19 protein-coding genes are annotated in these 19,473 nt (G+C 52.9%); all 19 read right to left on the bottom strand.

The genetic code is table 11. The features are described 5' to 3' along the window. Nucleotides 1-82: 82 nt before the first annotated feature. Nucleotides 83-331, bottom strand: a complete 249-nt coding sequence (locus ACYVC2_RS23485; protein WP_461106332.1) for a hypothetical protein — start codon at nucleotides 329-331, stop codon at nucleotides 83-85. A gap of 85 nt (nucleotides 332-416) precedes the next feature. Next, nucleotides 417-2,663, bottom strand: a complete 2,247-nt coding sequence (locus ACYVC2_RS23480; RefSeq protein WP_461106330.1) for an FG-GAP-like repeat-containing protein — start codon at nucleotides 2,661-2,663, stop codon at nucleotides 417-419. Nucleotides 2,664-2,868: 205 nt separating this feature from the next. Further along, complete coding sequence (locus tag ACYVC2_RS23475; protein WP_461106328.1) at nucleotides 2,869-3,411, bottom strand: hypothetical protein; 543 nt, start codon at nucleotides 3,409-3,411, stop codon at nucleotides 2,869-2,871. A 149-nt stretch (nucleotides 3,412-3,560) separates the two neighbouring features. Beyond that, nucleotides 3,561-4,625, bottom strand: coding sequence for a cobalamin-independent methionine synthase II family protein (locus tag ACYVC2_RS23470; protein ID WP_461106326.1), 1,065 nt, complete (start codon nucleotides 4,623-4,625; stop codon nucleotides 3,561-3,563). Between the two features lie 43 nt (nucleotides 4,626-4,668). Then, nucleotides 4,669-5,661 carry a sulfite exporter TauE/SafE family protein gene (locus ACYVC2_RS23465; protein WP_461106324.1) on the bottom strand — a complete coding sequence of 331 codons (993 nt, stop codon included), beginning with the start codon at nucleotides 5,659-5,661 and terminating at the stop codon, nucleotides 4,669-4,671. Nucleotides 5,662-5,780: 119 nt separating this feature from the next. After that, the gene (locus ACYVC2_RS23460; RefSeq protein WP_461106323.1) at nucleotides 5,781-6,086 is read right to left on the bottom strand and encodes a hypothetical protein; all 306 of its coding nucleotides are present in this window, start codon (nucleotides 6,084-6,086) and stop codon (nucleotides 5,781-5,783) included. A gap of 124 nt (nucleotides 6,087-6,210) precedes the next feature. After that, entirely contained in the window at nucleotides 6,211-6,771 is a 561-nt protein-coding gene (locus tag ACYVC2_RS23455) for a carboxymuconolactone decarboxylase family protein (RefSeq protein WP_461106321.1), read from the bottom strand. A 346-nt stretch (nucleotides 6,772-7,117) separates the two neighbouring features. Beyond that, nucleotides 7,118-7,663, bottom strand: a complete 546-nt coding sequence (locus tag ACYVC2_RS23450) for a hypothetical protein (RefSeq protein WP_461106319.1) — start codon at nucleotides 7,661-7,663, stop codon at nucleotides 7,118-7,120. Between the two features lie 331 nt (nucleotides 7,664-7,994). Then, nucleotides 7,995-8,360 (bottom strand): heavy-metal-associated domain-containing protein, encoded by a 366-nt coding sequence (locus ACYVC2_RS23445; protein WP_461106317.1) that lies wholly within the window; start codon nucleotides 8,358-8,360, stop codon nucleotides 7,995-7,997. A 92-nt stretch (nucleotides 8,361-8,452) separates the two neighbouring features. Further along, complete coding sequence (locus tag ACYVC2_RS23440; RefSeq protein ID WP_461106315.1) at nucleotides 8,453-9,937, bottom strand: hypothetical protein; 1,485 nt, start codon at nucleotides 9,935-9,937, stop codon at nucleotides 8,453-8,455. A gap of 23 nt (nucleotides 9,938-9,960) precedes the next feature. Next, complete coding sequence (locus ACYVC2_RS23435) at nucleotides 9,961-10,920, bottom strand: exo-alpha-sialidase (protein ID WP_461106313.1); 960 nt, start codon at nucleotides 10,918-10,920, stop codon at nucleotides 9,961-9,963. A 149-nt stretch (nucleotides 10,921-11,069) separates the two neighbouring features. Further along, nucleotides 11,070-11,426: a four-helix bundle copper-binding protein gene (locus ACYVC2_RS23430; RefSeq protein WP_461107227.1), complete on the bottom strand. Its 357-nt coding sequence runs from the start codon at nucleotides 11,424-11,426 to the stop codon at nucleotides 11,070-11,072. Between the two features lie 132 nt (nucleotides 11,427-11,558). Next, entirely contained in the window at nucleotides 11,559-12,125 is a 567-nt protein-coding gene (locus tag ACYVC2_RS23425) for an AraC family transcriptional regulator (protein ID WP_461106311.1), read from the bottom strand. 239 nt (nucleotides 12,126-12,364) lie between these two features. Further along, nucleotides 12,365-14,617, bottom strand: coding sequence for a TonB-dependent receptor (locus ACYVC2_RS23420; RefSeq protein WP_461106309.1), 2,253 nt, complete (start codon nucleotides 14,615-14,617; stop codon nucleotides 12,365-12,367). 73 nt (nucleotides 14,618-14,690) lie between these two features. After that, complete coding sequence (locus ACYVC2_RS23415) at nucleotides 14,691-15,137, bottom strand: HYC_CC_PP family protein (protein ID WP_461106307.1); 447 nt, start codon at nucleotides 15,135-15,137, stop codon at nucleotides 14,691-14,693. Nucleotides 15,138-15,429: 292 nt separating this feature from the next. After that, entirely contained in the window at nucleotides 15,430-15,948 is a 519-nt protein-coding gene (locus ACYVC2_RS23410; RefSeq protein ID WP_461106305.1) for a DUF4494 domain-containing protein, read from the bottom strand. 140 nt (nucleotides 15,949-16,088) lie between these two features. Then, the gene (locus ACYVC2_RS23405; RefSeq protein ID WP_461106303.1) at nucleotides 16,089-16,985 is read right to left on the bottom strand and encodes an SDR family oxidoreductase; all 897 of its coding nucleotides are present in this window, start codon (nucleotides 16,983-16,985) and stop codon (nucleotides 16,089-16,091) included. Next, nucleotides 16,985-17,824, bottom strand: coding sequence for a crotonase/enoyl-CoA hydratase family protein (locus ACYVC2_RS23400; protein WP_461106301.1), 840 nt, complete (start codon nucleotides 17,822-17,824; stop codon nucleotides 16,985-16,987). The genes ACYVC2_RS23405 and ACYVC2_RS23400 overlap by 1 nt, the downstream gene beginning before the upstream one ends. 115 nt (nucleotides 17,825-17,939) lie before the next feature. Continuing rightward, nucleotides 17,940-19,448 (bottom strand): DUF1501 domain-containing protein, encoded by a 1,509-nt coding sequence (locus ACYVC2_RS23395; RefSeq protein ID WP_461106299.1) that lies wholly within the window; start codon nucleotides 19,446-19,448, stop codon nucleotides 17,940-17,942. Nucleotides 19,449-19,473 lie beyond the last annotated feature (25 nt).

Raw genomic sequence — 19,473 nt, 5'->3', positions numbered from 1 at the left:
TATGCACTTAGTTAATCGCTAACCTACGGGAGTTGTTTGAAATTGTCGTACCGACCCGGACGGGTCGGTACGACAATTCAGTTTATTTGTTTAACAGCTTCAGGATGGTTTCCTGATTGTCCAGAATCTTGTCGAGGGACTGCTGATTTTTGAGGATCGAATCCTGATTACCCAGAATGGATTCCTGATTCTGAATAATGGTTTTCTGGTTCGCCAGAATGGAATCGAGGCTTTCCTGATTGTCCAGGATCGACGCCTGATTTTTGAGAATAGTCTCCTGATTGGCCAGAATGGATTCCTGATTTTTGAGCACTTGTTCGTTGCTTTCCATTTTTGTTTTTTTAGAATGAATTAAACAGGTAAAAGATTGGGGGTAAATTTAGATAGTTTGACAATGCCACTCTCATTTAGCAAACTTACTTGCCTGGAAGTCCCGCAAAAGCGGTGGAAGGACCACATACAGGTGCTATCGCGGGGGCAAACCGGATTTGTTTGAGGGCAACCCGATCCATATTAGAACTTCCTTCCGTGATGTGTAGAAACTGGTTGGGACGGATATTCCGAAATACCTGAACCGTTTTCGAGCCATGCCAGCGAATCTCAATTTTGTCGATCAGGGTTGCTTTGCCAATACCAATTTCCCGGCGGAGTGGTGATGCACCGAAGCTTCCACCCGAATTTACATCCCGGTATACGGTCCGTTCTACACCATTTTCCCGAAACGTCAGTTTAACCTGCGACCCAATGGCCATCCGGTTGGTATGAGTGCCCTGTAGTGTCAGGCAAACCCAGTTATTGGCGCTCTGACCAGGGTTCAGGTAAAAGGCATTGGGGTAACGGTCGCCGATATAGGCCCCGCCCATCTCGATATATATATCCTGATCGCCATCGTTATCGAGGTCGGCAAAGGAAACACCATGCCCTTTTTGCAGGTGGCCCACCCGACCCGAAGCCGTTACATCAGCAAATTTTTTACCCTGCTGATTAAGGAACAACTTGTTGGGCACCAGCGACCGGTAGTTAGGATTACCGCTTCCCAGGTACATATCCAGAAATCCGTCATTATCGATATCGCCAAAATTACCACCCATGGCGAAGGTCGTTTTCTGGACATTTGCTTCCGCCGAAACATTGGTAAAGGTGCCATTCCGGTTGTTCCGGTAGAGGTAAATCATCCCGTTCTTATCAATGGGTTGCTTCAGGGCTTCAGCGGCTTCATAGTAGGCCAGCGATTTCTGGAAGGTGTAATTACAAACGAAAATATCCAGCCAGCCATCGTTATCGTAGTCCCAGAACCAGGTCGTGAAACTCCCGAACGAGTCGTCATTGAGTTTGGCCGCTTCCGTAACATCGTCAAAATAAGGTATTTTGGCACTCGATCCTCTATTTTTCAAGAGATACCGATTCCCATCCACGGTAGATAGAAACAGATCTTTCCAGCCATCGTTATTGTAATCTCCCGACGTCACTCCTTTTACAAATCCGGTTATAGCACAGTTGGCCCGACGGGCCACTTCGGTAAAGGTGCCGTCCTGATTGTTCAGAAAGAGTTCGCAGGGATGGCTTTTCCCCTTACTTTGAAACCAGTTAGCGGTTTCGTTCCCTATGAATACATCCAGCCAGCCATCGTTATTGAAATCGGCCCAGGTAGCCGTCTGCGTAGGGTGAAACGTCAATAATCCACTGTCCGTGGTCACATCGGTAAAGGTGCCATCGCCATTATTTTTAAGTAATGAGTTGGGCTGTTCGCCAAACTCACCCTGCCAGCCCCCCCGGAGAACGAAAATATCGGGATACCCATCGTTATTATAATCGGTCTGCATCATATTTAGGCCACCCTTCATCTGTTGGAGGCCCGACTGCTTCGACTGATCACTGAAGGTACCGTTCGTATTATTCTTAAAATAGTGCATAGGCTCATCCAACCCCCAGGCCGACAGCGCTATATCCAGGTAACCATCTCGATCAAAATCCTCAACAATGACTCCGCCGGCCATGGTGTTGACATCGAGCCTCAGCGGTTGGGCCACATCCTGAAACGCCTTTATGCACGTGCTGGTATCGACCATGTTCGGGATAAGCCAGGCTGTCGGTACTTCCTTCGGATACTTCCCTAACGTCATATAGGCCAGATTGAGGAGCCAGCGCGATTCGATATCATCCGGATTGTGTTTCAGCAAGGTTCCATAGAGTTCAATGGCTTTTTTCGAACCGGTTTGATCGGTATGGATACCCCGCCCCTGAATGGGCAGAATACACGATTCCGCCGAGTGGTTTGTCCGGCAATTGGCTTGTTCGCCTACTCTGAGATAGGCTAAGGCCAAGTCGTTCAGGGCCATCCGGCTTGCGCGTGGATTGGTAGCAGCCAGTTGCCTGCTAATCGTTTCCAGCAGGGGAATAGCTTTTTCCTCCTCGCCTAATTTGAGCAGGACATCCGCCTTCATGTACAGTTCCATTTCGCTGGGTGCAAAATTTTTCATCATCGAGTCGATATGAGCAAGCCGTGAATCCGGGCTAAAATCGTTGCGGTAATCGCGGAATCGATGATTCGTTTTATCGAGGAGATCAACCATTTGTTCATGTGAGTTGGAGCGCGACTGAAACCCAGCCACCAGGGCCAGCAACGTCGCTACCCCTACAAGGAGATAGAGTATTTTTTTCACGAAGCATAAGCGATTTTGCGTCCATCATGTTCAATGGACGAGTGTTGCTTGATACGATAAAATGAGGTACTCAGGCTGACAGATTCCTGAATTAAGATCAGATGAATCCATCAGCGACAAGCATACCTGTCGTCTGGTGTATACGCAGACGGAACTTACCAACGGCGATCAAAACATCGCCGACTGGTTCATACAACAGATTGGCTCAGGCTTCTGGTGGGGGCGAATGGACGGGAAGGGATAAGGTCATCAGAGGAGCCGCGAAGGGCGGGATTCGGACGGGTTCCCGCCAGTAGGAATAGCTGAAGTTGATCACGAATCGAACGCCCTGATAGTACTCCTTAAGTAAGTTCCTAAGTAAGTTATTGGCTTTTTGAGGACCGCTGTTCGAATCGTTTCCGAACTGGTGTTTGATAAAATCGAGCAAGTCCTGTTGCCAGAACAGGCCATGTTTATCAACATACCCCAAAATGAGCAATGTGTCATTTTTTACTTCCTGCCGAACGATCTGGTAGTAGCTATCCCGATAAACGAATCCCTCAGTGGGATGAGTTGGTAATTGGCCTTCGTTGGTTTGTCGATGAAGGGGAATATAAAACTCAACTATACTATCCACCGATTTATATACCTTCAGGCGACTGGTCAGGTCGCCTTCTTCCTGCCAATTGATCATCCATACGACCAGCATATGAGCCAGCATATGGCACAGCAGTAAGCTGAATAAACCGATAGCAGCAAATTTTTTCAATAGAAAAATCGATCGTTTTTATCGTTACTACGAGTACAGGCCAGGCATGGCAATCTACCTGAGCAGTATTATTGGTAGGGTGGGCCTACACTCCAGCGACTATCCTATGCATTATCCAGGTAGTAGCGCAGCTCGTCTGACAGCATGCATTAAGCCAGTTTTTTCCCGGCCAGAGCCGTGCCGTCGATCCGGGCTTTTATTTTGGCAAAGGCAATCTCGCGGGCGGTCGATACGTCATCGGCGAAGGGCGAGAAACCGCAATCGTCGGTCGTACCCAGCTGGCTCACGGGTATGACCTGAGCCGCTTCCAGGATCAGATCCCGGATTTCTTCCGGCGTTTCTACGCGCGGATTCAGCACGTTGGTTACGCCCAGAAATACCCGCTGTGACGGCTTCAGGTTATCTTTGATCGAAGCCAGAACGGCACTTTTGTCGGCTTCCGCGGCATATTCCAGGTAAAAATTACCGGCCTTCAGCGAAAACAGATACGGCAGCAATTCATCGTACCGAATGTCGGCACTGTGGGTCGAATCATGGTCACCACCAGGGCAGGAATGAACCCCGATACGAGCCTGTTCGCCCGGACTGAAGCGGTTTAAGACCCGATTATTGAGGTCGATAAAGCTTTGTAAGAGACCTTTGCTGGGGTCCAGTTTGATGGCTAAGCGAGCTTCGGTAAAGTCGATCTGCACGTTGTAGGCCCCCAGTTGAAAGCACCGTCTGATTTCCTTTTCCGCTTCATCGACCAGATCGGCTAAAAACGCTTCCTGGCTATACCCATCGATGCCGCCAGCCGGATAAAGCAAGCTAAGAGCCGACGTAGCAATAACGGCCTGCTTGATGGGCAGCTTTGTCAAATGCTGCGCCCGCGCCAGAAACGTATCGGCGGAAGTAGTATACCGGAAAGGTCCTTTCGAGATAACGGGCAACTGCCGGGTATGGCCATCGGCAAACGGAATGACGACTCCGTTCGGTGAAAGTCCCTCTAGTCCGGCAATGGGATAAGTTGCGAAACTTGGTTTCGACTGTTCACCATCGGTAATGACCGGCGATCCGGTGGCTTCAAAAGCCTGAATCGTCTCCCGAAGGGCCTTTTCTACGGTATGATCAAGTTCGTGTGAGCTAATCTGGTTTTGCTGGAAGGCGCTCATGGCTTCCAGCAGATAGGCAGGGCGGGGAACGCTGCCAATAGGTTCAGTTGGTAATACGGGCATAACTTAACAGGATGATTGACAATAAAAAGATGAACGACTTCCATTACGTCACCGAACGGCTTCGCAGTCGGGCAATGGTAGCAAAAAGGGCTAAACCGCTCCCCAGCGTCAACAGACAAAGTAGCCATTGCGACAGGGATGGCCGAATAACCAGCAGGGCGCCAACAAACTGAACGAATAGGATCGTATAGAGCAACCGGGCAATAATCGTACGATCCAGTTTCGTGATTACGAAGGCCCCTAGTGGAGCGAAAAACACCACGACGGGTACACAGGTCAGCCACAACTCGAACGACTCCTGACTGAAATCGTGCAGAACCTGCGCGTGCAGAAAAAACCCCAGCAGTGTCTCGATGGTCATGATGATGACCGACGAAGGCGTAGCGACTTTCTCATTCAGCCGGTAGTAAATGGTGACCAGACAGAAGGTAAAGATGTTGATCCCGGTTCCGAAAATGGATGAAATGACCCCACCGACCAGCCCGAACAAAGCAAGCCGGATCTGATCGGGCTGCTGAAAATCAGGAATGGTATCGAAGACGATGCGGGAGGGATTTCGATTCTCGCGCCATAACGTGATACCAAAGCTTAGCCAGAGCGACACAAAAAACAGCTTGGCCAGCACCGGCGAAATCAGGGGCACTACGTAGTACGTTCCGAAAATCAGCCCAACTACTCCGCCCAGCGTAACGTACCGGATGTAATTCCAGTCGACCCGAACCCGCAGCCCCAGAATCAGCAGCGTAGCCGACGTCATGCCAATACTCTGAATAGCGAAGGAAAAATTACGGGCCACCGGGGGTGGGATCTTCAACAACAATGTGAACACCGGGTACGAAATAGCCGCGCTTCCTTCCGGACTCGATCCGGCGATGAATGAGCCAAAAATCATCGTCAACGCAGCCGTCCACCGACGAGTTAGAAAACTCACATCCGGCAAGGACGTCATGTACCAGATCCAGCCACTCAGCACGCTGAGCAGAAACAGGAAGTAAAGTATAGGTATTCGACGAACGGGTTGGTTGTCAAGCTTCATAACTGTCGGCAGACGGCGGTTTAGGAACGGCGGAATTCAGCATTTGACGAGTCGTAACGTGCGTGGCAACCCGCGACTTTCGGTAACCATTCGTGGGTTGTCACCTACGATATGATTCGTCAACCTACTGCATTGGGCATCAAACGGGTATATTGTTCCTGCCCGATCTTCGCATCGGCTTCCGGCTGGCTGCTGGATGGTAGGTCGGCGTCTGCCTGTAACCAGTTTCGGAACCGTCGGGTCAGAAAAGGCAGGGCGACCAACACCATATAGGGCACCAGCATACAGGTCAGGCAAAACGTGCGGGCTACCAGGGGCCAGTGATCCATGAAGGATAGTTGACTGAAGCCGTAACTGAGGAGCGTGCTGAAGGGGAACATCGCTGACCAGACCAGTAGGGCCATTTTCCATTTATTGATTTTCATAAGTTCAAGAAGTTTGAGGGTAGGAACTCCGGTGAAGCCCAGCCCGACTCGGGAAAGCTTCACCGGAATTGACCAGATCGTGCCTGAATCAGACAGTCCAATGACCTGGTCCGAATCCCTGCTTTTATGCAGGTAACGCTTCAGAAACACGTCCATATCCTTTCTCGGCTAGCATCTCGCCCATTTCAGCGTAGACTTCCGGATTCTGAGGTGCCCAGGTGGCCAGCCCATCGACATAGCGGTTGTACATGCAAAAAGCGGCTGCAATCAGCACCGTATCGTGAATGTCCCGATCGGTGGCTCCCTGCTCGCGCGCTGCCGCTATCTGCTCGGGCGTAACCTGCTTACCACCCTGCTGTACACTTCCTGCAATAGCGAGCAAGGCTTTCATTTTGGCCGATACGGGAGCGGTTTCGGGGTTTTCCCAGGTCTGGGCCACCACCTGGTTCTCCCGTCCCAGCAGATAGTCGGCGGCTGCTCCGTGACTGGTCGAGCAAAAGAAACAGTCATTTCGACGGGAGGTGTAGGAGGCAATTAATTCTCGCTCCCCCTGCGTGAGCGAATCACTGGCGTTCGTCCGTAATAAAACTTCAGCCAGGGCATTGAGCGGCTTTTCGGTCTGGGGGCTGAACGCCATAGGTCCTAAAATACCGGGCAATCCTTCGGGTAATTGAATATGGGGCATGCGTGTGTTCGATAAGGAGATGAAAAACAGGACAATGAAGTAACCAGACTGGCCTGTACGACCGACCCTGGTATGGTTTTCCTGATCGATAGCAGCGCATCGATAAACCCGGCTGATGCCAATCAGCTCCTATGCCGAACCGTGCCCCCATAACCTATTCACCTGGATCTTTCCAGGGTAGGCGTATTCAGCACAATTGGCATGGTTGGGCAGCGCTGCGTCCGAAACGGAGAATTACAGGAATTGACCGCCGACCTAAGCGCAGTCGATGACCGGGAAAAGATCAGGAAAATGAAAGCGACCTGACAGCCGTATAGTGGATGATTCATACGACGGCAGATACGCCTTAAGCCTGTTCTGGAGGGGGCGAGGGAATGGAAGCCGAACGTGTCCTGAACGCGAAAGAGGCATCCGGTATTCGAATGGATTGATACCCGTTGTACTGCAAAAAACAGAGTGAGGCTGGGGTAGCCGGTGAATACTCCTTGAGCAGGAGCTTAAGCAACTGACTGGTTTTATGGCTCGTATCCGACGAGGTGGCCAGATGATCGTTGAGAAAGGCGAGCAGGTCATCCTGCCACACCGAATGGTTTGGGGCTTCAAGGCCGGCAATATGCAGTGTATCGCCTTTTACGTCCAGGCTGACCACCGTATAGTAGTGCCCCCGGTAACTAAATCCGTCTTCTGTTGTCCGGGTTAAGGAAGCGCAATCGGTCTGGTTGTCGAGCGGAACCTGAAACTCCACGATGCTGTCTACCGACCGATACACCAGAAGCCGCTCCGTCAGGTCATTTTCGGCTCGCCACCAGCTTATTACACCCACGATGGCACTGGCCAGTATATGGCATACCAGTAGGGCAAATAAACCGATCGAAACCCGTTTCTGTACCATGAGAAAGCTGATTCTCAGTAAAAGTAATACACGGAAACACTCATCGCGTCGAAAGTAGCACTAATTTTTGATTTTTTTGACCTGTAATGGCAACTATCACCTGAATTCGTCGGTGTTCTCCCAATTATCATTCATCAGTTCGTTTGTCCGCTTACCAGTACTGGATGCCAGAACCTGTACTATATGGCCGATCGTTGGCGTTACCCGGCTTTTTTTATAAAACAAAAACCGACCCGGATTCAAAAGAATCCAGATCGGTTTGTTTGTGAAGTTTTTGATTAAAGTCTAAAGCCGTGCCACGGTTTAGACTTTAATTACAGGCTATACTAATTTACTGATGTTCCATTCCACCGCCTTTCTTGCAGCAGCTTGGCAGTTTGTTGTATCCCGCCTGATCGGCCACCACATCGTCGGCATCGTAACCGGTTTTGCTGATGTTTGCTTTTAGTTTGGCGACATCCGTTTTGGCCGGGTTATATTTGATGGTGACCACTTTCGTTTTGACATCCAGATCAGCCTCTTTCACGCCTTTTTCAAACGCCAGGTTCCGTTCGATCCGGGCTTTGCACATGCCACAGATGGCCGATGTCTTGAGCTTCACTTCCTTTTCTTTATCGTCGCCACTTGTTGTGTTGGCAAATGAGTTGCTGAGCAGCAGGATTGAAGTCAGCGCGGTCAGGAGTAGGTTACGTACCATGATAACGGGTTGATTTTGAATGAACTGATAACGAAACTTTTTACAATATGGTGCCCAAAATGCCGGAGAATGATGAGCAGGGCAGGTATTTACTAACGCATTCCTTTCATCTGTCCGTGACGACCATGGTTCATGTTGCTCATGGTCATCAGGCTGGGTGACAGCCGAAGGTAAATTTCGCCGGAAAGGGGCATTTTTCCATAAAAAGACTGGAGCACCCCATCCGGCTTATTGCCCGTAACCTGCGCGCCCAGCACCAGGTCGGAGTTGTAGGCCTGCGCAAGCCGGTAGTTCATCCCCAGCGTCAGGGTATTGATGGTAAACACCGAACGGCTGACCGGGTCAATGGCCGGGAGCAGGTTCAGCTCCTCCAGCGATTTCCCGATATTCTCGTACCGTCCGTAAAAAGCGAACCGATCCATCTGCAGGCTGCTTTCGGCCAGGTACGAATTTTCTCCGACACCGTCGTGGCTGTTTCGCCCCCAGACAAACGTCGAGGTGACGTACCGGTTCGGCCCCAACCCTTTGCTGTGCAGCACTGAAGCGGTTGTCCGCGTAACATCCTCCTCCGGATGTAGGTCTTCGGGGCTATGAATAAATCCCTGCGAAAACTGGAACGCCAGCGAAGGCGACGGGTTTAGGGACAGTCGGTACGAGTAGCTATCAAATCGGGGCTTGTCGAACCCATAGCGATTTTCGTCGGGTTCACGCCCGGTAAACGACGACGCTTCGATCTTTGCCCATTTGTACCGAAATCCGGCAGTAGCCACCCCAAACAAAATATGCGTGGCATCCTGCCAGTGGTGCCCCAGCGGGGCATCGGGCAGATTGAAGGCCGAAATCCGGTGCATGAAAGCGGGAGGCCCGAGCGCCGGTTCGCCGGGGTAACCGACATATCCGTACAGATCGATGTCTTTGCTGAACGCGTGACTATAGCTGACCGAAAGCTCAGAAATAAGATCGTGCGGATGTTGTTTATCGATCAGCGGCTGGCCCTGGTAGCTTTCGCCGGTCTGAAACAGCAACGGATATCCGCCGTTGCCCACCGTCAGCGGGTCGAGGGAAAGCATGGCCCGCACCTGAAACAACCCCCGTCGGCCAACCTTACGCTGTGCCATGCCCATAAACCAGTTTGGTGCGCCAAATTGCTGCCCGTAGCCACGCTTATCCGGATTGTTGGTGTTCTGCCCCGTATAGCGCAGATAAATGGCATAATGCAGCATATAACTCCATTTCCGGCCCGAGAGCTGGCTCATGTAAGCGTACATCGGCGTGTTGTCCGGGTGCCACGACGTACCCGAGCCGTTGCGGTTCATGGGCAGGTTACGCGAGAGCGAGTGCGTCATGCCCATCGTGGTATCCATCGTCAGACCGTAGTTCATCTTGCCCATATCGCCCATCATGCTGCCCTTCTCCATACCGTCGTGCATGGTGTGGTTCATCGAGTGGTTCATGGGTTTGGTCGTATCCGCTTTCGGATCTCGTTCGGGCGGCATTTTCATGCCTTCGTGGTGTTGGTGCTGCCCGAAGGCCAGTCCGGGCAAACCAAGTAGGATACGTAGCAAAAATTTGTTCATCAGGATGTTGTTTATAACTATGCTTATGGCATGAAGCCGGACCATACGGTTCCGTTGTGCTCCCACAAACACAGCACTTTATTACCAGACAGTAAGGCTAGTTTTGGGTAAGCGCCAAGGGCTAGTGCACTCGGCTGAGATTGTCCGGGTGTCAGCCCCATCACCTGACCAGCCTGTTGAAACACAACATAATCTCCACGATCGGTGGAAACGACTTTGGCGTTTTTTCCTTCTCCAAGTTCGGTTTCTTCCTGTCCTGGTTTAGCTGTAAACAGTTTAGTATCCCGTCGCCAGACCGTCGCGATGACGCCGTTGGCCGCCATGTACAAGCCGCCACCGTCCATGGGACAGGCGTTCAGTTTCCAGGTTCCCTGACCCATTTTTTCCGCTTTCCCGAACGTTTGCCCGCCGTCTGCCGATTGCAGCAGATACATGTCCCGCGAGCCGTTCAGAAAGTTGCGAAACATAACTGCTACCCGATTCGCCTGATTGACGACCGAGAGCTGGCAGCATTCGCAAACCGTTCCGTCCGGCGATTGGTACAAAACCCGATTCGCCGACCAGGTACGCCCACCATCCACCGAGCGGGCCCCCACGATTTTGTTATGCCGGTCGCTCCGGAGATCCAGCCAGACGGCGTTATAAACGTCTCCGGGACCACCGGCAACGGCCACAAACCCTTCTTTAGCCACCTCCGGAAGGTCAGTTACGTGAATCCGTTTCTGCCACTGGCCACTTGCCCGGTCGAGCCGGTACGCCCATACATTGCCAGGTTTGTCGATGGCGGTAATGACTATTGCCTTTTCCGTAGCTGCGATCTGCGGTCCGCGTGAAGCGCCCAGATGCAAGCCCGCCAGGCTGTCGATCTGGACGGGTGGACTGAACCGCTGCCCATCGGTCGAGGAAACGTAATAGATCGACGAACCACGGCCGTATACGACATGAACGCTCCCCGCCGGATCGGTGGCGACGGCAGGATGCATACCTACACCAATCTGCTGACTTTTAAGCGGTTCTGGATTGACCAGACTGGTAACTAGTAGAAGAAATCCAAGTAAAGGCGACAGCATGGCAGGATGATTGAGTTAAAAAACGGTCCGGAAAACGGGTAGCCCTTTCCGGACCCGTTCAGTTAGGCATTCGCAGACATCGACCGGCATTCGTCGGCGCACTTCCGGCAGGCTTCGGCGCAGGCTTTGCAGTGGGCGTGGTGGTCGGCGTGTTTTTCGCATTCGTCGGCGCAGGCATCGCACACTTCGGCGCAGAGTACCATGAAGTCGCGTGAGAAATCGGAGCCGCGCGCATCGAGCCGTCCGCAGAGCGTGCAGATATCGGCACAGTCGCGGCAGAGTTTGATACAGGCCGTCATGTCGTGGCCCTTTCCGTCTTTATCGCCCATTTCCAGGCAGGCGGTGGCGCAGCGTTCGCAGGCTTCGGCGCATTCAAAACAGGTATCGACGTGGGTGTGCTTGTGTTCCATAGCTTCCATAAGCGCTGTTGGGAGTTTAGAGATCACCGTTGATCTGACAAAATAACTACCCATAGCCGATAGGGTTTTTACATAATTACGGATAGGAATCAACGAGCGAACACGTCCATCAGCCAGCGGCCCGTTCGTAGGTTAAAGTTTATCCAGGCTCCGGCGGTCGGTTTGGCCCTTTTTTCTGAATTGGCCGGGGGTCTGACCCGTCACCTGCCGAAACTGGTTCGACAGGTGTTGGGCGCTGCTGTAATGCAGCCGCCAGGCAATCTCGCTCAGGGTCAGTTCATCGTACCGCAGCCACTCCTTTACCTTCTCGATTTTCAGGGCGATGATGTATTTTTCGAGCGTCTGCTCTTCGCTGGCCGAAAACAGCCCGCTCAGGTACGAGTACTCATAGCCCAGCTTTCGCTCCAGAAACGTCGAATAGTTTTCGGCAGGCTGCTTCTCTCCTTTCAGGTGCTGAATTTCATTGATAAGCAGCACTTTCATGTGCTCGACCAGCGACTGCTTTTTATCGTCGACCAAGTCGAATCCGTTGAGCTGCAGGATCCGTCGTACCTCTTCCAGTCTGACCGTCTCCGGCAGCGGTTCCACCTCCACTTCGCCTAACTCGACCCGCCCCACGCTTAGACCAAGCTTCTCCAGTTCTTCGCGCACGACCCGTTTACAACGGTCGCACACCATATTTCGAATCGTAAGGGTCATAAACCATGATTTTTGTGATTTGGCTATTCAAAGTTTTAAGTTTGTCATTCCGACGGAGGAAGAATCTTGAGTTGTCCTGACGGTTAAGATTCCTCCTGCGTCGGAATGACAAACTCATACGCTGGCCTGCAGTAGAGAACCCATCAAAGGAAAAATCCAAAACAGCTTCAGGGTTGCTCACGGATGGTAGGTTTTTCCATTACACCGCCTGACAACGACGTTGTCGGTCCGTAAACTCCTTACAATCCGGGTTTATAGCGGAAGCCTACGTACACCATCCGTCCGGTGATGGGTCCCCAGGCCTGGGTGCCCGCGTCGAAATCCGGGCCGAACGGATTGGAAGCCGCCAGAATCGGGTTGAGCTGCCGGAAGCCCGTCAGGTTTTCGCCACCCAGGTAAATTTCCCAGCCACTCCGGAACGCCCGGCTCAGTTGTGCATTCAGATTATAAAAACCCGGCGAATACACGATCGGTACGTAGGGCGGTTGCTCGTAATTGGCCCCTTCGCGCAGATACGGTATCCGGCGCGGACCGTTCCACTGCAGCGTCGCATCGAATTTCCACTTATCGTAGGGAAGCGCATACGCCACATTGATCAGCACCCGATGCCGGGGAACCATCATCTTCGGTAGCAACAGTGTATCGCCCGATGGCACACTCATGCTCTGCCGCACGTCGAAGAGCCGGTAAGCCAGCTTGACGTCCAGCCGTTTCAGAGGCTGGTAATTCAACTCCGTCTGAAAGCTGTTGGCAAACGATTGCCCGTAGAGGTTGTGAAAATGGATTTCGCGCGGATGTTCGACATCGACCATCAACTGCTCGCGGAAATCCGTCCGGTAATAGTCGATCACCAGCGAGGCTTTCTGACCTAGCAGGGTAAACTCATTCGTCAGACTCAGCCCGTAGTTCCACGAAATTTCGGGCCGAAGCTGTGCGTCGTTGAACACCGCCCGTGAACTGACCAGGTACCCGAAGTTTTCGGCAAACATGTTGGGCACCCGAAACCCCCGTCCGGCCGACGCCCGCAGGGTCATGGCTGGGCTGAGGTTGTATTTGACGTGGGCGCGGGGGGTCCACTGCGGCCCAAACAGGTTGTGGTAATCGAATCGACCACCCAACACCACGATCAGCTTTTCGGGATACGTATACGTGTATTCGGCAAAAACACCCGGTACTGACTCCGTGCGCTGGGTCTGGATGAATCCCAACTGCTCGCGGTAATCATCCAGTAAATAACTGATACCCGTTTTGTAGGTATGGTTGGTATTGCCGATGATCGACTGATAAATAAGGTTCGCATACACGGTTCGCTGCTGCCCCGAGTAAGGCCGGTAACCGAAGGTAGCCGTCTGTTCGTGATGCACGCCGTTCAGAATCAATCCTAAGCCCCGGTATGGTTTTTCGGGATACAGCTTTGCCGTTTTGGAGAAAAATTCGAGACGCTTCGTCGTGTTACCAAAGCGATAGCGCGACTCGCCGAACCGGGAAAGCTGCCCGCCGTCGCGATCTTCGTACAATGCTTTTACGCCGAACTGCGCCATAAATCGATCGCTGCTGTATTTGTAGCGGTTGATAGCGTTGACCTGGGTGTAAAGCGGCAGATCACGGAAGCCATCGTTGTTCTGATCCATCTCGTTCCGCAGGGTGCTGGCATGGCCCAGTACACCCATGCTCCACTTTTTGGTCAGGGGTTTCGACCAGTTGGCGTTTCCTTCTACCCGACCGAAACTATTCACATACCCATTCAGAAACAGCTTGTTCGGATCATCTGACTTTTGCAGCTCGACGTTCATCTGCCCACTCATCGACTCATAGCCGTTCACGACCGAGCCGGCTCCCTTGCCAATATCGATGCTTGTGATCCAGGTGCCGGGGATGTAGTTGAGGCCGAAGGTCGTGGCCAGCCCCCGCACAGTCGGAATGTTCTCGACATTGGTCTGTACGTATTGCCCGCCCAGTCCCAGAAACTGAATCTGTTTGGCGCCGGTGACGGCGTCGCTGTAGGAAACGCTTACGGATGCGTTGGTCTCGAAGCTTTCGGAGAGGTTGCAGCAGGCGGCTTTGGCCAGCGTCCGCTGGGTAATCAATTCGGTGTGAATCGGGTTGACGTTATCGACCTGGCCCGGCGATGCCGCCACGGTCACTTCCTGCAGGGTGCGTTCGCTGCGCAGGGTTATGGTCAACTCGGCCGAGGGGTCCGGTACCGTCAGTGTGTCAGGTTTGTAGCCGACGCAACTGATGACCAGGCGATTGTCGGAGCCATGAACAGGCAGTCGAAAGGCGCCGTCGGTACCCGTTACGGTACCGGATGTAGTGGCCGCCCAGACCACGGTTGCGCCCACGAGCGGCACCCGTTTACCGGCGACGATTTCGCCGACGCGGCCATGAACAAAGGCCTGACCAGACGGTTTTATAGAACTATTGGTTGAATCGGACTGCGCCCAGGATGAGCCAGCGGCCATCAGAGCGATCCATAAATAAAGAAAGCGCATGATTTCGTTGATTTAGTGAATGAAATTCAAGCCCATATCGATGCGATACCGGCCAACTACATCCATCAACGGATCAGATCTGAAGGCTTTGCACGAGCGTCAGAATGTCGCGCCCGGAAAGCGAAGGAGGAGATGAAAACGCAGAAACCGATGCTGCCTTATCCGCAAACACCAGCTCGAACAGCCATGTCATCACCGTCATGACACCGGCAATAACGGTTTCAGCGATGGTTTTGACAATCTTGGCAATAAACTGACTCAGCGACGACGAAATATCGACGTTTTCGTAGTGCTGCTGGTCCTGGCAACAGTCGGTCTTTTTCAGCATCGTCTGCTGCGACGACAACGGTTGCTTTTCACTGGTACAGCCCTGCGATTTTACCTCGCTGAAGGCCACAACCATCGTTTTTTTCTTGCCCCGCATCTGGCACGAATGTTCGACCAGACCAAAGCCGGTACTGCTCAGCAGTACGACGCAGGCCATCAGGATATTGAACAGTCGGAACAGGGTGCGTTTCATGATGGGGCAAATATCTGCACTCAGCCCTATTCAACGCAACTGTTTTTATTCAAAGGCGGAAATTATGTAAAACAAAAAGGCCATTCTGTACCAGAACGGCCTTTCGCACGTGTCATTTCGACCGAAGGGAGGAATCTGCTCCGGCAAACCAGTTAAGCTTGCCTTATACAAAGCGTTAAGATTCCTCCTGATGCCGGAATGAAAGAAAACAAGCGAACTATTCTTCGAAGAGCGGGAGTTCAAACCGCTTCATAGGTTGAGGTCGCTCCCTCCGGTCGGAATGACAAAGCCATTACACCGTTTCAGGCTCGGGGCTGACGACTTCGCTGAGCGGACGCAGGTTGCGCGTTTCCTCTTCGGTATACGGGAAAATATCCAGAATTTTCGTGCTGTTCACGTCGGTGATCTCAAAGGGATCGAGAGCGGTTTTCAGGCTAATCTCCACCCGCTCATACGCCTGTTTAGGCGTTTCAGCGTTCACCAGCATCACACTCGGGGTTTTCTTTTGCTTACCCGTTTTTTCATCGTCGGTAATAAACATCGCTTTCACCTTAAACCAGGTTTCACCCCCGTCTTCGTGGTGAAACACATCCGCCAGTTTCATCCGGTTGATGTTGGTAATCTCAAAATCAGGCGTGTTCGCAGCAATTTCCTGATAAAGCCGGGCTTCGGCGTCGGTATAACTGACCGCATCGACCAGGTACGCTTCCGTCACGGTTTTCTGCTTGATAAATTCTTCGTTTCGGCTGCCGACATTCGAGTCGTCGATGGGTTGTTGATAGCGGATTTTTCCGAGAAACCAGTTGGGCATTTTTTAAGATTTTGATACGTAAATAGAACAATTTTGGGTGGGCAAAGGTGCCGAAAAGTAGTGAAGAATGAAGAGTGTAGAGTGAAGAATAATGCATGATGGACCGATATTCTTCACTCTACACTCTTCATTCTTCACTACTACTTCTTGCTCGCCCGGTTGGCTTGCTTGATGCTCTGTTCGATCTGGTCCCACTGTTCGGTCGAGACGTTCTCCAGGTGGTTGAATTCACCGGCCATGAGTACTTCACCCCCGTCGATGGTGATGGTTTCGCCGGTAATAAAGCCCGAATAATCCGATAGTAGAAAAGCCGCCAGATTCGCCAGTTCGCCGTGCTCCCCCACGCGCTTGAGGGGAATGCGGCCAACGGGGTCCATCATACTGACCAGTGGTTCGGGAAAAAGTCGATCCCAGGCACCTTTGGTCGGAAACGGTCCTGGTGCAATGGCATTGAGCCGGATTCCGTATTTACCCCACTCGGCGGCCAGCGATTTTGTCATGATCAACGCGCCCCCCTTTGCAACTGCCGAAGGGACGACATAGCCCGACCCTGTAGTAGCATAGGTCGTCGAGATGTTGAGCACCACTCCCGGAATCTTGTTTTCGATCCAGTATTTGCCCGCGGCCAGGGTGAAGTAGTACGTGCCCCGCAACACAATGTCGACGATCGTATCGAAGGCCTTATAAGACAGTCGCTCGGTGGGGCTGATGAAGTTTCCGGCCGAATTATTCAGCAAGCCATCGAGTTGACCAAAGCGATCGATGGTCTGGGCAATTACCTGCTCGATTTGCTCCGGATTGCGCACGTCGCACGGCACCGCCAGCACCTGCCCTGCCCCACTGAACTGGGCCAGTTCCTCCGTCAGTTCGGCAGCGGTGGCGTCGATAACCGCCTGTCGGCGACTGCAGATGGTGACGTTGGCCCCCAACTGGAGCAAATACCGGCTGATGGATTTACCGAGGCCCGTTCCTCCGCCGGTTACGATAATGGTTTTTCCCTGTAGCGCGTCGTCGCGCAGCATTCCGGTCGCGTTCATCAATACCCTCGGTTGGATTTCTTATTAAACTGAGCTTTGCGTTTTTCTACCGTTGCCTGCATGGCTTCCGAAAAATCGTCGGACTGCAACTGGCTGGAGTTCCAGACGGCCACGTACTGCAGGCCGTCTTCTATGGATTTATTCAGGCTGTAGTTCAACACCCGTTTAGCACCCTGAACCGCCGTGGCCGGGTTGTCAGCAATCTGATGAGCCAGCGCGTCGGCGGCTTCAAAGAGTTTCTCCGGTGATTCGTATACGTGATTGACGAGGCCAATGCGCTCGGCAAACGCGGCATCGTAATCGGCCCCGGTAAATGCCATCTCCCGGGTAAACCCCTGCCCGATGATCGTCGGCAGAAACTGTAGACCACCAATGTCGGGCGTGATGGCCAGTCTGGCCTCGCGCAGACTGAATGTTGCCTCACGGGAACACAGCCGGATATCGGCCGCGGCAATCATGTTGACGCCCCCACCGATGCACCAGCCATGTATAGCCGCAATACTGGGCTTGGCCGATTCATGCATTTTCTGGAAACCCGACTGCATCTGTCGAATCTGGGCCATTAGCTCCGTGCGTTGGTGGGCCAGAACCGAACCGGTGGTCATCGCGCCGAGCCGGGGCATCATTTTATGGATATCGAGGCCGTAGCTAAAATGGTCGCCACTGCCCCGAAATACGATACACCGAACCTCGTGCATGCGGTTGATCTCGTCCATGGCTTTGGGCAGTTCGTCCCAGAACTCGGGTCCCATGGCATTTCCTTTGCCAGGGCCGAGCAACGTAACGGTCATGACACCGTTGTTTTCTTCCAATGATAGCGCTTGATACGTTTGGCTCATACGAATGATATACCTGCGTTTGTAAAGGTAGCAGAATAACCAAATGCAAGGCAATCGGTTTGAGCCGGAAAGCGGAGCCGCTTACCAGACAAAGCGCAGAACGGGTAATGCGATTTCATCCCGTCATCCGAATGGAATACGGCCCGATGAAGTTCAGCTTTCCGTCCAGCCGGATGTTTTTTACCGTAATGGGTTTGTCGATCGTCAGCGTGTGGCCAGTATTGATTTTGACGTATTCGTTCGCGAACGGCACTCGTCCCACCGTCCAGACACTTTTGTCCTGCCAGTTGCCCGACGCAACAGTTTCGACCGTATCGGAAAACAGGGAAACGGTCGAAAATTCGCGGAAGAGCACCGAACCGGTGGTGACATGCTGTGCGCCGAACCAGTCATTAAGGATATCCGAGTAGACCCGCCGGAAGTCGATCTGCATGCCCACGTCTTTGTTGCCGTACTGCCCCGTCAGGTTCGCCAGATCGGGGTTCTGCCCAATGGTGCGGTGTTTCAGGCTACTCCCGAAGACAAACATGGGGGCGGCTATACCGTGATCGGTTCCTTTGGAATTGTTGGAGTTCGCCCGTCGGCCAAACTCCGAAAAGGTCATCCCCACGACCCGGTCTTCGGTTCCCTGGAGCTTCAGGTCCTGCTGAAACGTCGCGATGGCCGACGACAGTTTGCTCAGCAGCGACGCATGAGCCCCCGTCGTGACGTCCGTATTGTCGACCTGCCCCGAGTGAGTATCGAAGCCGCTCAGCGACACGAAATAAATCTTGGTTTTCAGTCCACCATGAATCAGCCGGGCAACGATCTTCAACTGGTCGGCCAGCGGATTCTGACCCGCTGTGGGATAAGTCGTCGCCAGGTTCTGACCGGCATCGGCCGCTCGTTTGATTTCGGCGGCATACCCAACTGATAACGCCTGCTGCTTCCGGATAAACGCGATCAGGTCACCGGCCTCGCAACAGGGCAGATCGCCGGGCGAGGTAGTGGTATTGGAGCCTACCAGTTGATAGAAGGTGTTCGGATCGGCCAGCGCGATACCCATAGATTGCTGGCTACCCAATAGCGCCGTCGAGGTCAGGTAGCCAATCTGAATCGCCAGTGGGTCTTCCATCTGCGCGTTTGGGTAACCAACCGGATAACCCGGAAACTGATTTTCGAGGTAGCGTCCGGCCCAGCCCGATGTAACAGTCTTATCGGCATCCACGGCCGTCATCCAGATATCGGTAGCCCGGTAATGCGACTGGTCGGGGTTGGGATACGAAACGGAATGGACAATCGAGAGTTTGCCATCGTTGTACAGATCGCGCAGGCCGGTCATGGCCGGATGCAGTCCCGTAGCCGCATTTCCGCTCAGGGGCAGCACGGCATTCTGCGGAATGGCAATGTTGTGGCGCAACCCGTCGTACAGCGAATACTGATCCAGCGGAATCACGGTGTTGAGCCCGTCGTTCCCGCCGTTGAGGTAAATGATCACCAGCACCCGGTCGCTGGCGAGCGCCGTCGTACCCAGTAGCGACTGCACCAGCGCCGACTGCTGCGACATGGCCTTCAACCCAAACCCGTCCAGCATGACGGGCAGCACACTCGCCGAGGCAGCCGCTATAAAATCCCTGCGGTTCATAAAAAGGAGTTGACAGTGGTCAGCG

Source organism: Spirosoma koreense (assembly GCF_054777875.1).
Note: the sequence above shows the minus strand (reverse complement) of the source record. Positions and strands in the feature narration are given on the sequence as shown.

What these genes read in the sequence shown, in the direction of transcription:
- ACYVC2_RS23405 (WP_461106303.1), bottom strand. Translation starts at nt 16,985, where the DNA reads ATGAACGCGACCGGAATGCTGCGCGACGACGCGCTACAGGGAAAAACC.
- ACYVC2_RS23415 (WP_461106307.1), bottom strand. Translation starts at nt 15,137, where the DNA reads ATGAAACGCACCCTGTTCCGACTGTTCAATATCCTGATGGCCTGCGTC.
- ACYVC2_RS23420 (WP_461106309.1), bottom strand. Translation starts at nt 14,617, where the DNA reads ATGCGCTTTCTTTATTTATGGATCGCTCTGATGGCCGCTGGCTCATCC.
- ACYVC2_RS23400 (WP_461106301.1), bottom strand. Translation starts at nt 17,824, where the DNA reads ATGAGCCAAACGTATCAAGCGCTATCATTGGAAGAAAACAACGGTGTC.
- ACYVC2_RS23445 (WP_461106317.1), bottom strand. Translation starts at nt 8,360, where the DNA reads ATGGTACGTAACCTACTCCTGACCGCGCTGACTTCAATCCTGCTGCTC.
- ACYVC2_RS23460 (WP_461106323.1), bottom strand. Translation starts at nt 6,086, where the DNA reads ATGAAAATCAATAAATGGAAAATGGCCCTACTGGTCTGGTCAGCGATG.
- ACYVC2_RS23430 (WP_461107227.1), bottom strand. Translation starts at nt 11,426, where the DNA reads ATGGAAGCTATGGAACACAAGCACACCCACGTCGATACCTGTTTTGAA.
- ACYVC2_RS23450 (WP_461106319.1), bottom strand. Translation starts at nt 7,663, where the DNA reads ATGGTACAGAAACGGGTTTCGATCGGTTTATTTGCCCTACTGGTATGC.
- ACYVC2_RS23465 (WP_461106324.1), bottom strand. Translation starts at nt 5,661, where the DNA reads ATGAAGCTTGACAACCAACCCGTTCGTCGAATACCTATACTTTACTTC.
- ACYVC2_RS23435 (WP_461106313.1), bottom strand. Translation starts at nt 10,920, where the DNA reads ATGCATCCTGCCGTCGCCACCGATCCGGCGGGGAGCGTTCATGTCGTA.
- ACYVC2_RS23485 (WP_461106332.1), bottom strand. Translation starts at nt 331, where the DNA reads ATGGAAAGCAACGAACAAGTGCTCAAAAATCAGGAATCCATTCTGGCC.
- ACYVC2_RS23410 (WP_461106305.1), bottom strand. Translation starts at nt 15,948, where the DNA reads ATGCCCAACTGGTTTCTCGGAAAAATCCGCTATCAACAACCCATCGAC.
- ACYVC2_RS23425 (WP_461106311.1), bottom strand. Translation starts at nt 12,125, where the DNA reads ATGACCCTTACGATTCGAAATATGGTGTGCGACCGTTGTAAACGGGTC.
- ACYVC2_RS23440 (WP_461106315.1), bottom strand. Translation starts at nt 9,937, where the DNA reads ATGAACAAATTTTTGCTACGTATCCTACTTGGTTTGCCCGGACTGGCC.
- ACYVC2_RS23455 (WP_461106321.1), bottom strand. Translation starts at nt 6,771, where the DNA reads ATGCCCCATATTCAATTACCCGAAGGATTGCCCGGTATTTTAGGACCT.
- ACYVC2_RS23470 (WP_461106326.1), bottom strand. Translation starts at nt 4,625, where the DNA reads ATGCCCGTATTACCAACTGAACCTATTGGCAGCGTTCCCCGCCCTGCC.
- ACYVC2_RS23395 (WP_461106299.1), bottom strand. Translation starts at nt 19,448, where the DNA reads ATGAACCGCAGGGATTTTATAGCGGCTGCCTCGGCGAGTGTGCTGCCC.